11 protein-coding genes and 1 pseudogene are annotated in these 18,294 nt (G+C 59.0%); 4 read left to right on the plus strand and 8 right to left on the minus strand.

Features of this window, described 5'->3' with window-relative positions; translation table 11 throughout:
* On the minus strand, nucleotides 1-1,071 hold the full coding sequence (gene queA, locus ACMGGE_RS12080) for a tRNA preQ1(34) S-adenosylmethionine ribosyltransferase-isomerase QueA (RefSeq protein WP_420293791.1): 1,071 nt from the start codon (nucleotides 1,069-1,071) through the stop codon (nucleotides 1-3).
* 92 nt (nucleotides 1,072-1,163) lie between these two features.
* Here queA and acpH point away from each other — a divergent pair, with 92 nt between their 5' ends.
* Both acpH and ACMGGE_RS12090 read left to right on the plus strand, forming a co-directional pair.
* Nucleotides 1,164-1,745: an ACP phosphodiesterase gene (gene acpH / locus ACMGGE_RS12085; RefSeq protein WP_420293792.1), complete on the plus strand. Its 582-nt coding sequence runs from the start codon at nucleotides 1,164-1,166 to the stop codon at nucleotides 1,743-1,745.
* Nucleotides 1,746-1,872: 127 nt separating this feature from the next.
* Complete coding sequence (locus ACMGGE_RS12090; protein ID WP_008503347.1) at nucleotides 1,873-2,475, plus strand: peroxiredoxin; 603 nt, start codon at nucleotides 1,873-1,875, stop codon at nucleotides 2,473-2,475.
* 43 nt (nucleotides 2,476-2,518) lie between these two features.
* Here ACMGGE_RS12090 and ACMGGE_RS12095 read toward each other — a convergent pair whose 3' ends face one another.
* The 7 genes and pseudogenes from ACMGGE_RS12095 to phoB form a co-directional block, all read right to left on the minus strand.
* On the minus strand, nucleotides 2,519-3,904 hold the full coding sequence (locus ACMGGE_RS12095; RefSeq protein WP_420293793.1) for a DUF3999 domain-containing protein: 1,386 nt from the start codon (nucleotides 3,902-3,904) through the stop codon (nucleotides 2,519-2,521).
* The gene (locus ACMGGE_RS12100; RefSeq protein ID WP_420293794.1) at nucleotides 3,901-6,516 is read right to left on the minus strand and encodes a DUF2339 domain-containing protein; all 2,616 of its coding nucleotides are present in this window, start codon (nucleotides 6,514-6,516) and stop codon (nucleotides 3,901-3,903) included. Before ACMGGE_RS12100 ends, ACMGGE_RS12095 begins: the two co-directional genes overlap by 4 nt.
* 86 nt (nucleotides 6,517-6,602) lie before the next feature.
* Complete coding sequence (gene malZ / locus ACMGGE_RS12105; RefSeq protein ID WP_420293795.1) at nucleotides 6,603-8,420, minus strand: maltodextrin glucosidase; 1,818 nt, start codon at nucleotides 8,418-8,420, stop codon at nucleotides 6,603-6,605.
* A 163-nt stretch (nucleotides 8,421-8,583) separates the two neighbouring features.
* On the minus strand, nucleotides 8,584-9,957 hold the full coding sequence (gene proY / locus ACMGGE_RS12110) for a proline-specific permease ProY (protein WP_008503261.1): 1,374 nt from the start codon (nucleotides 9,955-9,957) through the stop codon (nucleotides 8,584-8,586).
* A gap of 80 nt (nucleotides 9,958-10,037) precedes the next feature.
* Nucleotides 10,038-11,357: a branched-chain amino acid transporter carrier protein BrnQ gene (gene brnQ, locus ACMGGE_RS12115; RefSeq protein WP_045909798.1), complete on the minus strand. Its 1,320-nt coding sequence runs from the start codon at nucleotides 11,355-11,357 to the stop codon at nucleotides 10,038-10,040.
* A gap of 409 nt (nucleotides 11,358-11,766) precedes the next feature.
* The gene (phoR, locus tag ACMGGE_RS12120; protein ID WP_420293796.1) at nucleotides 11,767-13,062 is read right to left on the minus strand and encodes a phosphate regulon sensor histidine kinase PhoR; all 1,296 of its coding nucleotides are present in this window, start codon (nucleotides 13,060-13,062) and stop codon (nucleotides 11,767-11,769) included.
* 21 nt (nucleotides 13,063-13,083) lie between these two features.
* Nucleotides 13,084-13,772: pseudogene (phoB, locus tag ACMGGE_RS12125) on the minus strand (phosphate response regulator transcription factor PhoB).
* 187 nt (nucleotides 13,773-13,959) lie between these two features.
* On the opposite strand from phoB, the gene sbcD reads away from it, so the two are divergent.
* Both sbcD and sbcC read left to right on the plus strand, forming a co-directional pair.
* Nucleotides 13,960-15,165, plus strand: coding sequence for an exonuclease subunit SbcD (gene sbcD / locus ACMGGE_RS12130; RefSeq protein WP_420293797.1), 1,206 nt, complete (start codon nucleotides 13,960-13,962; stop codon nucleotides 15,163-15,165).
* Complete coding sequence (gene sbcC / locus ACMGGE_RS12135) at nucleotides 15,162-18,293, plus strand: exonuclease subunit SbcC (RefSeq protein ID WP_420293798.1); 3,132 nt, start codon at nucleotides 15,162-15,164, stop codon at nucleotides 18,291-18,293. Before sbcD ends, sbcC begins: the two co-directional genes overlap by 4 nt.
* Nucleotide 18,294 lies beyond the last annotated feature (1 nt).

Raw genomic sequence — 18,294 nt, forward strand, 5'->3', positions numbered from 1 at the left:
TTATTCCCCGACACGCTCATTCAAAGCCTGCGGATTGTACGTGATAAACATCGCGTCACCGTAGCTAAAAAAGCGATATTTTTGTTCTACCGCAGACTTGTAGGCATTCATCGTATGCTGATAGCCCGCGAATGCGGAGACCAGCATAATCAGCGTCGATTCAGGCAGATGGAAGTTGGTCACCAGCGCCTCAATCACTTTGTACTGGTAGCCCGGGTAGATAAAAATCTGCGTATCGCCAAAGAATGGCTCAATAAGATCGTTCTTCGCTGCCTGCGCGGCGCTCTCCAGCGAGCGCACAGACGTCGTACCGACCGCCACGACGCGGCTGCCGCGCGCTTTCGCCGCCAGCACCGCGTCCACCACGTCCTGAGGCACTTCAGCATACTCAGAGTGCATGATGTGATCTTCAATGCTGTCCACGCGCACCGGCTGGAAGGTACCCGCGCCGACGTGCAGCGTCACGAACGCCATCTCAATGCCTTTCGCGCGCAGTTTTTCCAGCAGCGGCTCATCAAAGTGCAGACCTGCCGTTGGGGCCGCGACCGCGCCAGGCTTCTGGCTGTAGACGGTCTGATACAGCTCGCGGTCGGCCTCTTCGTCCGGACGCTCAATATACGGCGGCAGCGGCATGTGGCCGATGGCGTTCAGGATATCAAGCACCGTGCGCTCGTCGTTAAACTCCACTTCGAACAGCGCGTCGTGGCGCGCGGTCATGGTCGCCTTGATGCTCTCATCATCGCCCAGCAGCAGCTCCGCGCCCGGCTTCGGGGCTTTGGAGGCGCGAATATGTGCCAGAATACGTTTATCATCAAGCATACGTTCGACCAGCACTTCAATCTTGCCGCCGCTGGCCTTACGGCCGAACAGGCGCGCCGGGATCACGCGGGTATTGTTAAAGACCAGCAGATCGCCAGGGTTGAGCTTGTCGAGCAAATCGGTGAAAGTACCGTGCGTCAGCTCGCCCGTTGGCCCATCCAGTGACAGTAAGCGACAGCTGCTGCGCTCAGGCATGGGATAGTGAGCAATCAGGGATTCAGGTAGTTCAAAGGAGAAATCGGCGACGCGCATGACGTATACTCGTGACTTAAAAACAGGCGGCATAGTCTAGTGCTCACACCCTTTTGCTGCAACAACTAGCCGCCCCCGGACAAATAAAACGCATGAATTTTCTCGCTCACCTGCATCTCGCGCACCTCGCTGACAGCTCCCTTTCGGGCAATTTGCTGGCCGATTTCGTACGCGGTAATCCCGCAGAAGACTACGCCCCTGAGGTTGTCGACGGGATTTTTATGCACCGCCGCATCGACGTGCTGACGGATAAACTGCCGGAAGTGACGGAAGCCAAAGCGTGGTTCCGCCCTGAAACGCGCCGCGTTGCGCCGATCACGCTCGACGTGATGTGGGATCACTTCCTGTCGCGCCACTGGGAGCAGCTGTCGCCGGAGATGCCCTTGCCGGCGTTTGTGCGCTATGCCCACCAGCAGGTGTCGATCATTCTGCCCGACTCGCCGCCGCGCTTTGTCAATCTGAACAACTATCTGTGGTCGGAACGCTGGCTGGAGCGCTATCGCGAGATGGACTTCATCCAGAACGTTTTAAATGGGATGGCGAGCCGTCGCCCGCGACTGGACGCGCTGCGGGATTCCTGGTATGACCTGGATGAACATTACGACGCGCTGGAGGCCCGATTCTGGCAATTCTATCCGCGCATGATGGCGCAGGCGAAAAATAAACAGCTGTAACAGAATTCGCATTGATAGGTAAAAGCTGGCGGAACGATTGTCACCACCTCTTTGTCTTATCCATGAACACTCTCTATACTGGCTCGCGTTGCGTTCCAAATAACCTTAGTATCTACAGGAGAATCATATGGTTCTGGTAACTCGTCCGGCTCCGGATTTTACAGCTGCAGCAGTTCTGGGCAACGGTGAAATCGTTGAAAACTTCAACTTCAAACAGCACACCAACGGTAAAGCGACCGTTCTGTTCTTCTGGCCAATGGACTTCACTTTCGTTTGCCCGTCTGAGCTGATCGCGTTCGACAAACGTTATGAAGAATTCCAGAAGCGTGGCGTAGAAGTGGTTGGCGTCTCCTTCGACTCTGAATTTGTACACAACGCATGGCGTAACACCCCTGTCGACAAAGGCGGCATCGGTGCGGTGAAATACGCAATGGTTGCGGACATCAAACGCGAAATCCAGCAGGCTTACGGTATCGAACATCCGGACGCTGGCGTTGCGCTGCGCGGTTCCTTCCTGATCGACGCGAACGGCATCGTTCGTCACCAGGTTGTGAACGATCTGCCGCTGGGTCGTAACATCGACGAAATGCTGCGTATGGTTGACGCGCTGCAGTTCCACGAAGAGCACGGCGAAGTGTGCCCGGCTCAGTGGGAAAAAGGTAAAGAAGGTATGGCTGCTTCCCCAGACGGCGTGGCTAAATACCTGTCTGAGAACGTATCCAGCCTGTAATCGGCACGGTTTACGAGAAAGGCCCGCTTATGCGGGCCTTTTTTTATGCCTTACGCTGCGTTTCCCGCCAGATGCGCCAGGCCATGCCCGCCAGCAGGAGCACGCCCGCAATCAGCACGCCCCATACCAGCAGGGCGTTCATCCAGCTCGCCCGATCGGCAGCAGAGGTGGCGGTCAGACGCCCCTCGCCGCCTAACGCAACGTCATCCACAATGTCGGCCTGAGGCAGGTTCGCCATAGCATAGGTCTTACGCAGGTCGGCGGGGATCAGCATGTCGGGCTCCACGCTTGCAGGCTTTGCGGCGCCGTTGCCCCAGGCAAGCACGTACGGCGCTTTCCCCTGCGCGTTGAACACCAGGTCATAGCGGTCGCGATGCCCCGTGACGCTCGGCAGGTATTCTGGCAGACGCGCATTCAGCGTCGTAATTTTCACGGCCTGCACCAGGCCCCCGCTAAGCGAAACCGGTCCGGACGTTTTTCCCTCCAGACGGTAAATCACCTCTTTTTTCAGGGGGTGCCATGCGTCTTTTTCTGTACTGCGCCACGCGATCTCCACGGGAAGGACACCATCACCGTTCAGCGAAATGCTGACAGCACTCAGCGGCTGCGGGCGCGCCCAGCGCCACTGCGCTTCGCTTGTCGATAGCGGCTCCCCTTCCCCCTCAAGATTGATCTCTTCCGGAGCCGCCTGCGCAGGTACGCTGATTGCGTTTACGCCGGTCAACGTTATCCCCTTGCTCTGCGTATTCAGCACCACCATGAGATAGCGATTCGCCTCGGGAGATAAAACCGTGTCGGTATCGATCCGATCGAGCTTAAGGCGATCCTGGCCGCTGGCGACGTCCAGCAGCGGCATATCTTCGCGAAGGGTATACCAGCGCTTAAGATCCTCGCTGTAATAGACCGACGCCGTTCCCTGCCACGGCGTCTGCGGGGTATTCCAGAGCAGCTGCAGCTGGGATATGGCCAGCTCACCCGTCGTCTGCTCCGGCAAGGTCAGCAGGTAATGTTGTCCGGCTGCGGCGGCTTTTTGCCCCTCCAGCACAATCTCAACGCCGTTTCGGGAACGGAGTAGGATCTTATCGCTGTCACCGGCGTTTGAGCCAGCCGCGAGCGGCGAGGCGTCCAGCGGAAAGAGACGCAGCGCCGTGGAGTGCGCTGTGTCCTGCGGGCGCGTTGCGGCGATCAGGCTAAAGGGAACCGGTTCGCCCGACTGGTTAAAGACGCGAACATCATGCAGATCCGCTGACGTGCTCTGCTCATAGACGGCAAGCGGCAGCATCACCCGATACCACCGGGAAGGAACGGACGTGTCGAGTGAACGACCAAAGGCATAGTCCCGGGGCGATTCCGCGGGTACCTCGTCGCAGAACGCCGGGCCGGAAAGCGCCAGCAGCGCGGTACACGCTACCGCTTTCATCCATTTCATTTTTCATCTCCTGTTTTTGGCGGTAGCGGCGAGAAATAGCCCACTATCAGCACCAGTATCGCCACGCCGATAAACGCCACCGCGCGCGACAGACCGCCTCCGCCCGCGCTGTCCACCAGCATCAGCTTAACCATCACCACACCCAGCAGCGCGGCACCGCAGAGCCACTCCTGCCGGGAAGCCCGACGGGTGGCATGGATCATGACCACCAGCGCGCTCAACATCCAGAACAGGGCAAAGCTGGTCTGGATAAGCCGCGAATCCCATAGCGATGCCATATTCCAGGCCACGTCACCGTACCATGCCAGGGCGCGCATCAGCGCACCGTTTAGCCACCAGAAGCCAAACGCCATGAGCGCGACGGCAGGCCACGGGCGCGCTTGCGCAAGCCACGCCGGGTAGTAACGATCCACCGCCCGATAAAAGACCACCAGACCCAGCAACGCGAACGCGGCACCTTCCTCAAGCGGGTTCACCAGCGGCAGCCAGGTCTGACGATAGACCACGCCGTCCTGGAAATTGGTCACCATCAGCAATACCAGCAGCGCCACGACTACGGGAATCGGTGCCAGGCAGGTGTAGAGCGCAGGCCACTCCCGGAACGGCCACACGCGACGCCGTACCGCAGCAGAGAGCACCATAATCATCCCGCCGCCTGCAGCCATCGCCAGTCCGCTCCCCCAGGCCGCCATGCCCCACGGCAGGGACCGGGCAAACCAGTAAAGCTCGGCGGCCAGCGCCAGTAAAATCATCCAGAACAGCGACAGATGCAGCCCCATCGCGATGCGCGGCAGGAGTCTTTCACCGTCGCGCCGCAGCAGCATTAGCGCGGCAGGAAGCGCAACGCACCAGGCCAGGTTTGACCAGCCGGCGGAGACGATCTGCTGGTGCCAGAGCTGATAACCCACCATCAGCAGCATAACCGGCCAGAGCAGCCATTTGCTGGCGTCCAGCTCCCGCCACGCCAGACGAGCGGCCACCTGCCGCCAGCCCCAGGCCGACGCCGCCGTCAGCGCCAGCACGCCCGCCAGAATCGGTAATGCCTTCGTCAATGCCAGCCGCGATGCGCCCAATAGCGCCACGAGCCAGAACAGCAGACCACCTGCCAGCAGCGCCCAACTGACCGGCAGGAAGAGAGTCCGCCACAGCCAGGCCGCAGCCAGCCAGCAAAGGCTAAGGATGGCGAAGATAAGGAGCAGGCTCAGCGGCGTAACGCCGTTTGTTTGCGCCCACAGCGCGCTGCCGAGCGCCAGCACCAGCAGCGCCGTCCCGCTATAGCTCATCCGCCGCTGCTGCTGTTGCACGCCCAGCCAGAGGATACCCAGCCCCTCCAGCGCCCAGGCCATTGCCGTCCAGCGCGCCGACAGCGCCAGCGGAATGGCGAGCGTGGCAAACCCGCCGCCGATCGCCAGCGCCGCCATGACCAGCGGCCGTCCGAGGGAGGGATAGCGCCGCAGCGCGAGGTACGCGAGGGTGAGATAAAATGCGCCGTATCCCAGCGCGCTCAGCGCCGGGCCATATTCCCAGTGTCGGGTCATGCCGTACTGCATCCCGAAGCCGATCAGCGGCGGGGCAAACAGCAGCACACCGTCAACGATCTGCTTCCCTTTCTCCTGCGCCCGCAGAGACAACGCCACGCTCAGCACGCCGAATATCAGCGTATTGGCAATCAGGAACAGCTGGCAAATCCAATAGTCTTCAGGCTGGTAGTCATTCAGCCCCCACAGGCCGCCCACGCCGAACGTGAACAGCAGCCCGAGCAGGTTCAGCTCGCGCCAGTGCTGCCAGATGCTAATAGCAAGAATGCCGATGGACAGCAGGAGATAGAAAGAGAACAGCGCGACAAAGCTGCCGCCCCCGGTAGACAAGAGGAGCGGCGCAAGATAGCCGCCGAGGCTCGCCAGCATGGCAAGGCTCAGCGCCTTCTGCAACACCGCCAGCCCGACGCTCGCCGCGCAAATCACCACCAGCAGCGCAAAGGCCAGCGTCATCGGCAGCATTTGCCAGAGCCGGAAGGCGCCAAACACCGTCAGGTAGAGCACGCCGGTCGCTCCGCCCTGGAGGATCAGCGCATAGACGCGCTGCCTGTGCCGCAGTCGCCACCCGACAGCCAGCAGAACAATGGCAAACAGCGCGGTTGCCACGAGGCGCAGCTCAAGCGGGAACAGGGAATGCTCGACGGTATAGCGCAGCAGGAAAGAGAGGCCGAGGAAGAGCAGCAGGATCCCCAGCTTCGCCAGCGGATTACCCTGCATGAACCAGCGCGCCAGCGACGTCAGGATGCCGCCAAAGGCTGAAGGCGGTTTTGCCACTGGCGCAGGAGCCTGAGCGGGTTCTGCCACCGCAGCGGGAATATCGGGGCGCCAGGGGTCGACAGACGCGGGAGCGTCCTCCACCACCGGCGCGGTCATAGCCTCCGGCGCGGCGGTCTGCACCGGCTCCGGCGCGTTCTCAGGCACGCCGCGCTGCTCAAGCGCCTCTATGCGCTGGCGCAGCCGGGCAATCTCCTGCCGCGCTGCCGTACTTCGGTTAAACCCGATAACCGCAAGCACGGGCGCAACCAGCAGCGCAAAAACCAGGAATAAACAGCCAAGGATGTAAAGCTCGTCCATGTTTCCACCTTCACCGTAAACGATCCGTTAAGATTGACACAAATCGTTGCATTTGCGCCATCTTAAAAGGTGGAAACATTAGCGCATTAGCTGCCGAACCAGATCGTCGCGGATACCGCAGGCAGCGCCAGCACGCCGTCCTGTATCGTCGCCTTGCCCTCTTTGCTCTTCCACGCAGCCACCTTCAGCAGCGGTGAATCATCCAGCACCACTTCGCAGGCCTCGCCCCGGTTGATCGCCACCAGCACGCGCTGCTGGTTATAGACGCGAGCAAACACCACCACGTTATCGTGGGCGTACACCACCTGACAGCCGCCGTAGCGCAGGGCGAGACTCTGCTTACGCAACTTCGCCAGGCGCTGATACAGGCTGAACAGCACCTTGTCCTGTTTCTCCGGCGCCCACGGGAAGGTTTTGCGACAGAACGGATCGTTGTTGCCGTCCAGCCCCACCTCGTCTCCGTAGTAGATGCACGGTACGCCCGGCCAGGTGAAGAGCCAGGTCACTGCCAGCGGCAGACGCGCGACATCCTTGCCGAGCAGGGATTTAAAGCGCGCGGTGTCGTGGCTATCGAGCTGGTTAAACATCCGCAGCTGCTGCTGATGCGACAGACCGGCGCGGTAGTTCTCCATCCACGCCATGCAGGTTTCAGCGTCGATATGATTCGGATCGTAGGAGATATCGGTGTTGGCGAGGAATCCCCACAGCGGGAAGGTAAAGCCGCGATAGTTCATCGCCGCATCTTCCGCATCGTTCTGCAGCCACTGGCGCGCGTCGCCAAAGTGCTCGCCAAAGACGAACGCTTCCGGATGGGCCGCTTTTGCCGAGCGCGTAATCCCGGCGACGTGCTGAAGGTTATTCCGCGCCCCGCCCGCTTCGCCGAGCATATGCACTACGTCCAGACGCCAGCCGTCCATATTCCACGGCGCCTTCAGCCAGTGGCGCACGATGCTGTCTTCCCCGCCGTAAATCTCGTTCACAAGCGTTGGCGACTGGAAATCGAGCTTCGGCAGGCTCGGGTAGCCCAGCCAGTCCAGCGCACGCCCCTCCTCATTAAAGCTATACCAGTCGCGCTGCGGCGAATCCGGGTTATGACATGCCCCGCCCATCGACTGGTTATGCCGATCAAACCACACATGCGAATCTCCGCTGTGGTTGAACACGCCGTCCAGAATGAGGCGCATACCTGCGTTTTGGGTGTTCTTACGCAGGCGCAGCAGCGCCTCGTCACCGCCAAACTGCGCGTCAACGTGGCGATAATCTTCGGTATCGTATTTATGTACGCTCGGGGCCTTGAACACCGGGTTGAGATACAGCGCCGTCACGCCCAGTTTTTTCAGGTACGGCAGCTTTTCGCTGATGCCGTCGAGATCGCCCCCGTAGAAGGTCGATCCGCCCGCCTGCGCGGTCAGCGGCTCATCCCACGCTTTTAGGATAATGTCATGGCCCGCGGCATGGTGGTAGTAGACCTTATCCTGGTCGGCAGTGCGCTTTTCGCTGCGCGCAAAACGGTCCGGGAAAATTTGGTAAAAGACCTGATCGTTAACCCACTGCGGGCCGTTATCCGGGTAATCCACAGCAAACTGCTCCAGCCGTGCGGGCGGAAAACGGCTAAACCCCTGCGGGGTAAACCACAGCTGACGGTTGTTCCACAAAAGCTTGAAGCTGTAGCGGCGGCGCGGCTGTCCGCTACGCAGGTCGATATTCGCCCGCCAGGCGGTGATCCCCGGCTGCGGCTGGCTGCGCAGCTTGTGCATTTTCAGCCCGGTCTCTTCGTTATCGATTTCGGCGCGGAGCGTCACGCGTTCAGGCTGATTTTCACCCGCCAGCCAGAGCGTAATCACCAGGTTGTCTTTGTTTTGCTTAACAAATGGGGCAACCGGAAGGTGCCAGGCGTTTAACATCACGAATCCCCTTTGATGAAATTGACGTCACCTTGCCACAGGGTGGTTAAGGATAGCTCACCATGATGGGATTTATTGGGGGAGGAGGACGGGGGAGGAGTTTTTTTCGGGGGTAAAAGGGAGTGTAGGCCGGGTAAGCGCAGCGCCACCCGGCATTTTTACCTTACTGCGCTTCCGCCAGCTGACGGTCGCGGCGGCATTTAAACACCCAGCCCACCAGCAGCAGCACGATCCACGCGCAGCCCACGTAGAGCGAAATGCGGGTGTCCGGATGGTAGCCAATCAGGCCAATGATAAACACCAGGAAGATCAGCCCCACGACGGTGGTCGCAACGCCGCCCGGTACTTTGAACTTCAGCGCTTTCGCCTCATCCGGCGACAGGCGGCGACGGAAGGCAATCTGCGACAGCAGGATCATGATCCACACCCACACCGTTGCGAAGGTCGCCAGGGACGCAATCACCAGGAAGACGTTCTCCGGCATGATGTAGTTCAGGTAAACCGAGAACAGCAGCGCCACGGTCATCACCACGACGGTCACCCACGGCGTGCCGCGGCGTGAGGTTTTGGCGAACACCTTCGGCGCACTGCCCTGCTCCGCCATGCCGTGCAGCATACGGCCCACGCCAAAGACGTCGCTGTTGATCGCCGAAAGCGACGCGGTCAGCACCACAAAGTTGAGAATGCTGGCCGCAAACGCAATGCCCATATGCTGGAAGGTCAGGACAAACGGGCTACCGTTGGTGCCTACCTGGTTCCACGGGTAAATGGACATGATCACGAACAGCGTACCCACATAAAACACCAGAATACGCATTGGCACCGAGTTGATGGCGCGCGGAATGGATTTCTCCGGGTCTTTCGCTTCCCCGGCGGTGATACCGATAATCTCGATACCGCCGTAGGCGAACATCACCATCTGCAGCGACATCACCATCCCGAGCCAGCCGTTGCTGAAGAAGCCACCGTTGCTCCAGAGGTTGTGGATCCCGGTCGGCTGCCCGCCGTTGCCAATCCCCCAGATGATAATCCCGAAACCGGCCACAATCATGATGATGATGGTGGCGACCTTGAAGAAGGAGAACCAGAACTCCAGCTCGCCGAACACCTTCACGCTCATCAGGTTGACGGCGCAAATGATCAGCACCACGCTCAGCACCCAAATCCAGTGCGGCACCGCCGGGAACCAGACGCCCATGTAGATGCCAAACGCCGTCACGTCGGCAATCGCCACAATCAGTATTTCGAAGCAGTAGGTCCAGCCGGTGATAAACCCGGCCAGCGGGCCGAGGTTTTCCTGCGCGTAGCGGGAGAATGAGCTGGCGGAGGGGTTGTGAACCGACATTTCGCCGAGGGCGCGCATGATGATATATGCCGCCACGCCGCCGATGATGTACGCCAGCAGCACGCTGGGACCGGCCATTTTGATGGCATCTGCCGAGCCATAAAAAAGACCGGTGCCGATAGCCGAGCCCAGCGCCATAAAGCGGATGTGGCGTGTGCTCAATCCACGTTTAAGTTTGTTAGTGCTTTCCATTTAAATCTTGCCATTCAACACGAAAAAACAAAAAACCACGGGGCCTTAAGCCCCGTGGTTAAACAGTTTGTTGCCGTTGATTAATGGGCGTTCGATGCGACCTGACGCCCTGCGGCACGGTCCCAGATAATCGCCAGAACCAGCGCAACAACGGTAGGCATCAGCCAGGCCAGACCCTGCTCGGACAGCGGCAGACGCTGTGTCCAGGCTGGCAGAACTTCCGCGAACGCTGATGCTTTAATCCCGTCAAGGATACCAAAAATCAGGCTGATAAACATGGCTGGCGCAATAATTCGTGAGGAGTTGTTCCACCACGGGCGGGTGAAGCTCAGCACCACCAGCACGATGCACGGCGGATAAATCGCCGTCAGTACCGGAATAGAGACCTGAATCAGGTGGCTCAGACCGAGGTTGGACACCGCCATGGAGAAGATACCAAGGATAAACACCAGGGTACGGTAAGAGAGCGGCAGATACTGCGCAAAGAACTCAGCACAGGCGCAGGTCAAGCCAACCGCGGTAACCAGACAGGCCAGGAAGATGAGCGCCGCCAGCAGCATACTGCCCGCACCACCGAAGGTGTGCTGAACGTAGGCGTGCAGGATAGCCGCACCGTTGGCGTTCTGATCGACCAGCATGGCACTATCGGAGCCCAGACGGAACAGCGCCAGATACAGCAGCGTCAGCCCTACGCCAGCCATCAGACCGGCCCAGATGGTATAGCGGGTCAGGAGACGCGCTTCGGTCACACCGCGGGAACGCGCGGCGTTAACGATAACGATACCAAACACCATCGCGCCCAGCGTATCCATCGTCAGGTAGCCGTTCACGAAGCCGTTAGAGAACGCGGCGTTTTTATAGGCGTCCATCGCGTCGCTAATCGGGCCGGCGGGCCAGACGATGGCCGCTACCGCCAGGACAATCAGCGCCACAATTTTCAGCGGAGCCAGGAAGTTACCCACGGTATCCAGCAGCTTGCCAGGATAGAGGGAAACCAGAATCACGATAGCGAAGTAGATCAGGCTGTAGATGAACAGCGGCATCGCGCCGTCACCGGTCAGGGGAGCAATCCCCACTTCAAAGGAAACGGTCGCGGTACGCGGGGTGGCAAACAGCGGCCCCACGGCCAGATAGCAGACGGTTGCCAGCAGAACGCCTGCCACTTTGCCGATCGGGGAGCTTAGGCTATCCACACCGCCACCGACTTTCGCCAGCGCGATGACGGTCAGCACCGGCAGACCCACGGCAGTAATCAGGAAACCAAACGCGGCGGTCCAGACGTGTTCACCCGCCTGTAAGCCAACCATTGGAGGGAAAATGATGTTGCCTGCGCCAACGAACAGCGCAAATGTCATAAAGCCCAGCGCGATGATGTCACGCGATTTTAAGTGATGGGTCATAAAACCTTACTGCCTGTGGATGTGGTGTTGAAAACATTGAGATTTTCGATATCCCTGACGGGACGATACAGCCGAAAATTTACTCAATTTTAGCGGGATATGCTCCCGTCCTGGCGTGGAGAAGAATAGTTTTTCGATTTACCACGCAAATACAGTCGGTCTGACAGTATCTGGGGGGCAATTTAAACGCTTATAACGTTTAAAGGCAAGGTGGGATCGTAAAACCAGAACAATATGCCAGCATGAAAATACGCACCAGCACAATACGCTGTTTATAAGAAAAACCCATGGCTAATCATGCGAACAAAAAACAGCCAGCCGTATAAAATTCATCCGCGTTTCGCTTGACTGCAAAGCAAACGGGCCAGCGATGGCTGACCCGTGGAAAGGTAAAATGACACGCCCGCTGTCAGGCGATCTTTTTGGCAATTAATCGTTCCGGGATAACGAAGCTGAAGCGGGTTCCTTTACCCAGGGTACTCTGAATATCGAGACGGCTTTCATGGTGGTTGACCGCGTGTTTCACAATCGCCAGCCCGAGGCCGCTTCCGCCCGTCTGCCGCGATCGCGCTTTATCCACACGGTAGAAGCGCTCGGTCAGACGCGGAATATGCTCCGGCGCAATCCCCGGCCCGTTGTCCTCCACGCTAAACTCGGCCCCCGTTGGGGTATAGTGCCAGCGCACCACGATATCCGTCCCCTCCGGCGTATGATTCACCGCGTTATACACCAGGTTGGAAATGGCGCTGCGCAGCTCATCTTCGCTGCCCAGCACCTTCAGCGTGTTGTCGACGTCAAAGGTCAGGTGGTGCTTTTTGTGGCTTAACGTCTGCGCTTCACGCTCCACGACTCGCAGCATCATCGGGACATCAATGGTGTCATTCAGCGCGAGCGTTGGCGCCGCTTCAATCTTCGAGAGCGTCAGCAGCTGCTTCACCAGGCCTTCCATCCGGTGCGTTTGCTCGCGCATGGTGTGCAGCGCTTTTTCACGCGGCGCACCTTCCAGCGTTTGCTCCTGCATCATCTCCAGGTAGCCCTGCAGCACGGTCAACGGGGTTCGCAGTTCGTGGCTGACGTTGGCGAAGAAATTACGACGCGCCCCTTCCAGCTGGTGCATCTGGGTGACATCGCGCGCCACCATCAGCCACTGCTTATCGCTGTAGGGCATCACGCGGATCTCCAGATGGCGACCATTATTGAGCTTGAGATTGTGCGGACGGGTGAAATCACGCTTTTTCAGGTACAGCGTGAACTCGGGATAACGCAGAAGGTTGAGGATATTCTGTCCATTGTCATCCGGCCAGCGCAGGCCCAGCAGCTGCTGCGCCAGGCCGTTACACCAGAAGATCGTCCCTTCTTCGGTCGTCAGGATCACGGCATCCGGCAGCGACTCTGCACCGCTGCGAAAACGCTTAATCAGGCTTCCCAGCTCGCGGCGGCGCTTTTTATTACGCATCTGCATCTGATGCAGACCGTACAGCAGCGGCTCCCAGCTGCCGCTTCCCGGCGGCGGCGTCATGCTTCGGTCAACCCACAGCCACCAGGAGAGGCGCAGCAGGTTCCAGAAATGCCAGATGAGCAGCCCGGTGACCGACGCCAGCAGAAACCACGGCAGGTGTCCAAGAAAGGCCCCCAAAATGAAGGCCGGAATACAGCATAAGATCAGTTCAAAGACGAGCCTTTTCCATGACAGACGTTCCAGCACGCGTCACACTCCTGTCATTGTTCAGAAACGGGTAGAAAAACGATAACCCGTGCCGCGGACCGTCTGCACCATGCGATCGTGGCCGCTCAGTTCCAGTGCTTTTCGCAGGCGGCGGATATGTACGTCAACCGTCCGGTCTTCGACATACACGTTAGTTCCCCAGACGTTATTCAGCAACTGCTCGCGGCTGTACACGCGCTCCGGGTGGGTCATAAAGAAGTGCAGGAGTTTAAATTCGGTAGGCCCCATGTCGAGGGGATTTTCACCGGTCATCACGCGATGAGACGTCGGATCAAGGCTCAGCCCCTGCATTTCGATCACCTCTTCCACCGCCATCGGCGAAATACGGCGCATTACGGCTTTAATGCGGGCCACTAGCTCTTTGGGGAGAACGGTTTGGTAATGTAATCGTCCGCGCCGGTCTCCAGACCACGCACGCGATCCTCTTCTTCTCCGCGCGCCGTGAGCATCACGACCGGTATATCGCGGGTCAGCGCTTCACGCTTCAGGTGTTTGATAAACTGCAGTCCGGAGCCGCCGGGCAACATCCAGTCCAGCAGAATCAGATCGGGCCAGGGTTCATTCAGCTGGTTCACTGCACTGTCATAATCTTCTGCTTCAACCGGCTGGAAGCCATTTTGTTCGAGCACGAAGCACACCATTTCACGAATTGGAGCTTCATCTTCTACGACCAGAATACGTCTCGCCATACTTTGCCCTGTCTTATCTTATTTACGTTACAAGTTTGTAATTCGGCGCCATTATGCGTCAGATTTATGACAGATTTATGAAAAACAGTACCACGTTAACGGGCAAACCGTTGTTTTATTACAGCGGTTATTTTCCCTTCTCTGAACGTTTATAATCCTGCTTTCTCTTTTTTGCCACGGATCAGCTATGCGCATACTTCACACCTCGGACTGGCATCTGGGTCAAAATTTTTACAGCAAAAGCCGTGCGGCTGAACATGAAGCGTTCCTGGGCTGGCTGCTGGAAACGGCCCGGACGCACGAGGTGGACGCGATTATTGTGGCGGGTGACATCTTTGATACCGGCTCGCCGCCGAGCTATGCGCGCGAGTTGTATAACCGCTTCGTGGTGAATCTGCAGCAAACCGGCTGTCATCTGGTGATTGTCGCCGGCAACCATGATTCCGTCGCAACGCTGAACGAATCCCGTGACATCCTGGCGTTTCTCAATACCACCGTCGTCGCCAGCGCCGGGCACGGCCCGCAGATCCTGAAAAAGCGCGACGGGTCGCCGGGGGCGGTACTGTGTCCGATACCGTTTTTACGTCCGCGGGACATCGTGCAAAGCCAGGCGGGGCTGTCGGGCGCGGAAAAGCAGCAACATTTATTACAGGCCATCACCGACTATTACCACCAGCAGCACGCAGAAGCCTGTGCCCTGCGCGGTGACCAGTCGATTCCGGTGATTGCGACCGGGCACCTCACCACCGTCGGGGCCAGTAAAAGTGACGCCGTGCGTGACATCTATATCGGCACGCTGGATGCCTTTCCGGCGCAGCACTTCCCGCCCGCCGACTACATTGCGCTCGGGCACATTCACCGGGCGCAGATCGTCGGAGGCTGCGAGCACATTCGCTACTGCGGCTCACCCCTTTCGCTCAGCTTTGACGAAACGGGCAAAGCCAAATCCGTACATCTGGTGACCTTCTCCGACGGGAAACTCAGCGCCGTCGACACGCTGGAGGTGCCCGTTACTCAGCCGCTGGCCGTGCTGAAAGGCGATCTCGATGCCATCACCGCCCAACTGGAGCAGTGGCGCGGCGTCGAGCAAGATCCCCCCATCTGGCTGGACATCGAAATCACCACCGACGACTACCTGCACGATATGCAGCGAAAAATCCAGGCGCTGACCGAAGATTTGCCGGTTGAGGTCTTGCTGGTGCGCCGCAGCCGCGAGCAGCGCGAGAAAATCCTGTTAAGCGCCCAACGCGAAACGCTCAGTGAACTGGGGGTCGAAGAGGTGTTTGAACGCAGACTCTCGCAGGAGGAAATCGACGAGGCGAAGCGCACAAGGCTCAGCGAACTGTTCAGCCATACCCTGCATGCGCTCAATGATGAGGAAGAAAACGCGTGAAAATTTTGAGCCTGCGACTGAAAAATCTTAACTCCCTCAAGGGCGAGTGGAAAATTGATTTTACCGCTGAGCCGTTTGCCAGCAACGGGCTGTTTGCCATCACCGGCGCGACCGGGGCAGGTAAAACCACACTGCTCGACGCCATCTGTCTGGCGCTTTATCACGAAACGCCGCGACTGCAGAAGGTCTCCCAGGCGCAAAACGACCTGATGACGCGCGACACCGCCGAGTGCCTGGCGGAAGTGGAGTTCGAGGTAAAAGGCACCGCCTACCGCGCCTTCTGGAGCCAGAACCGCGCGCGCAACCAGCCGGACGGGAACCTTCAGGCGCCGCGCGTGGAGCTGGCGCGCTGCGAAGATGGCAAAATCCTGGCCGACAAAGTGACGGATAAACTGGAGCAAACCGCCGCGCTCACCGGGCTGGACTACGGGCGCTTTACCCGCTCCATGCTGCTTTCTCAGGGGCAGTTTGCTGCCTTTCTCAACGCCAAACCGAGCGATCGCGCCGAGCTGCTGGAAGAGCTGACCGGCACCGAAATCTATGGTCAGATTTCCGCCATGGTGTTTGAGAAACACAAAGCCGCCCGCAGCGTGCTTGAAAAGTGCGAGGCGCAGGCGGCGGGCGTCGTGCTGTTGAGCGAAGAACAACAGCAGCAGTTACAGCAAAGTTTGCAGGCACTTACTGACGAAGAGAAAACCCTGCTGGAACAGCAGCAAAACCAACAAAAAGATTTTCAGTGGCTTACGCGCCATGATGAGCTCGTGCGCGAGCAACAGCGCGTCACCGCGATGCAGCAGCTGGCGCAACAGGCGCTGACGGACGCTGCACCTGAACTGGCAAAACTGCAGCTTGCTCTCCCCGCCGCCCAGCTTCGGCCGCTCTGGGATCATCAGCAGGAGCAAACCGCGCGCCTGACGCAAACCCAGCAGCGAATTATCGAAGTAAATACTCGCTTACAGGCCAGAACCGCGCTGCGTTCGCGTATCCGCAATACCGCCCTGCGTGACCACGAGCAGCGACAGGCCGAACTGACGGCGCTGGCGCAGTGGCTGGCGGAGCACGAGCGCTATCGTCTGTTAGGCCAGGAGATTGCAGGCTGGCGTGCCCAGTTCTCGCAGCTTAACCGCGATAAAACGCAGTTAGCCTCGCTTGCTGCGCGGATAGGTGAATTACGCAACAGGCTGGCTGCGATGCCGGAAAATGCGCTGACGCTGACGGCGGATGAGGTCAGCGCGGCCATGGAGCAGCAGTCCCGGTTACGCACGCTGCGCCAGCAGCTGACGTCGCTGCATGCCCGCTATCAGCCGCTGCAAAAGCGCCTGCGCCAGAGCAGTGAAAGCGTGCTGAAGGCGCAGGCTGAACAAAGTAAGCTTAATGAAACGCTGACGCTGCGCCGCCAGCAGTACAAAGAGAAAAACCAGCATTATCTCGATCTAAAAGCCCTGTGCGAAACCGAAGCAACAATTAAGAAGCTGGAGCATTACCGTTCCCAGCTTGAGGCGGGCAAACCCTGTCCGCTGTGCGGTTCCTGCGAACATCCGGCCGTTGAACAATATCAGTCGCTTGAGCTGACGGATAACCAGCGCCGCCGTGATGCCCTGGAAAAAGAGGTCGCCGCCCTTAAAGAGGAAGGCCTGCTGGTGCTGGGACAGGTCAATGCCCTGACTCAGCAGATCCAGCGCGAGACAGACGACGCGCAGACGCTTTCTCAGGAAGAGCAAGCGCTCACTAAAGAGTGGGTGGCAGCCTGCACGTCACTGAACATTACCTTGAATATTCAGGACGATATCGCGCCATGGTTGAACGAACAGGAACATTACGAGCGCCAGCTTTATCAGCTCAGTCAGCGTCTCACCCTGCAGAACCAGCTGAGCGAACAGGAAACGCAGGAGCGGCAGTATCAGCAGCAGCTGGCGGCCACGCGGCAGGCGCTGGAGCATGCCCTGCTCGCGCTCTCACTTAACGCACCTGAAGAGGGTCAGGAAGCCGCCTGGCTTCAGGCCCGTGAAGCTGAATTCGCGCAGTGGCAGGAGAAACAAACGCAGCACGGCGTGCTTCAGGAACGTATAAACGCCCTGAAGCCACTGCTCGACGCGCTTCCGGCAACGAACAGCGAAGACGCCGAACCGGTTATCCCTGATAACTGGCGCGCCATCCACGACGAGTGCGTGTCGCTGCAAAGCCAGCTGAGCGCGCAACAGCAGCAGGAAGCGCTGGAGCGAGAGCGCCTGCAGCAGTCGCAGACGCAGTTCACCACGGCGCTCTCGGCGAGCTGCTTTGCCAACCAGGACGCCTTTCTTGCCGCCCTGCTGGATGATGATGCCATTCGCCACCTCGAACAGCGAAAGCAGTCGCTGGAAAACCAGATACAGCAGGCCGCGGCGCTGTGCGGGCAAGCGAACCAACAGCTACAGTCTCATCTGGCGCAGAGGCCGGAAGGGCTCAACGCCGATGTACCCACGCTGCAAAGCCAGCTGCAGCAGCTGGCGCAACAGCTGCGCGAGAACACCACGCATCAGGGCGAGATCCGCCAGCAGCTTAAGCAGGACAGCGATAACCGGCAGCACCAGCTGGCGTTGATGCAGCAAATTGAAGAGGCCGCGCGCCAGGCGGATGACTGGGGGTACCTGAACGCGCTGATCGGCTCAAGCACCGGCGACAAGTTCCGTAAGTTCGCCCAGGGGCTGACGCTGGACAATCTTGTCTGGCTTGCTAACCAGCAGCTTAACCGTCTGCACGGGCGTTATTTATTGCAGCGTAAGGCCAGCGACGCGCTGGAGCTGGAAGTGGTGGATACGTGGCAGGCGGATGCTGTCCGCGATACCCGTACCCTCTCCGGCGGCGAGAGCTTCCTGGTCAGCCTGGCGCTGGCGCTGGCGCTTTCCGATCTGGTGAGTCATAAAACGCGGATCGATTCGCTGTTCCTGGATGAAGGGTTCGGGACGCTCGACAGTGAGACGCTGGATACGGCGCTGGATGCGCTCGACGCGCTGAACGCCACCGGGAAAACCATCGGCGTGATCAGCCACGTAGAGGCGATGAAAGAGCGTATTCCGGTGCAGATCAAAGTGAAGAAGATTAACGGGCTGGGGTATAGCAAGCTGGATAAGGTATTTGCGGTGGAATGAA

Origin of the sequence: Enterobacter sp. BNK-22, from assembly GCF_048684805.1 — a bacterium.
Taxonomy (GTDB): Bacteria; Pseudomonadota; Gammaproteobacteria; order Enterobacterales; family Enterobacteriaceae; genus Enterobacter; species Enterobacter quasiroggenkampii.

What these genes read in the sequence shown, in the direction of transcription:
- queA (WP_420293791.1), bottom strand. Translation starts at nt 1,071, where the DNA reads ATGCGCGTCGCCGATTTCTCCTTTGAACTACCTGAATCCCTGATTGCT.
- acpH (WP_420293792.1), top strand. Translation starts at nt 1,164, where the DNA reads ATGAATTTTCTCGCTCACCTGCATCTCGCGCACCTCGCTGACAGCTCC.
- ACMGGE_RS12090 (WP_008503347.1), top strand. Translation starts at nt 1,873, where the DNA reads ATGGTTCTGGTAACTCGTCCGGCTCCGGATTTTACAGCTGCAGCAGTT.
- ACMGGE_RS12095 (WP_420293793.1), bottom strand. Translation starts at nt 3,904, where the DNA reads ATGAAATGGATGAAAGCGGTAGCGTGTACCGCGCTGCTGGCGCTTTCC.
- ACMGGE_RS12100 (WP_420293794.1), bottom strand. Translation starts at nt 6,516, where the DNA reads ATGGACGAGCTTTACATCCTTGGCTGTTTATTCCTGGTTTTTGCGCTG.
- malZ (WP_420293795.1), bottom strand. Translation starts at nt 8,420, where the DNA reads ATGTTAAACGCCTGGCACCTTCCGGTTGCCCCATTTGTTAAGCAAAAC.
- proY (WP_008503261.1), bottom strand. Translation starts at nt 9,957, where the DNA reads ATGGAAAGCACTAACAAACTTAAACGTGGATTGAGCACACGCCACATC.
- brnQ (WP_045909798.1), bottom strand. Translation starts at nt 11,357, where the DNA reads ATGACCCATCACTTAAAATCGCGTGACATCATCGCGCTGGGCTTTATG.
- sbcD (WP_420293797.1), top strand. Translation starts at nt 13,960, where the DNA reads ATGCGCATACTTCACACCTCGGACTGGCATCTGGGTCAAAATTTTTAC.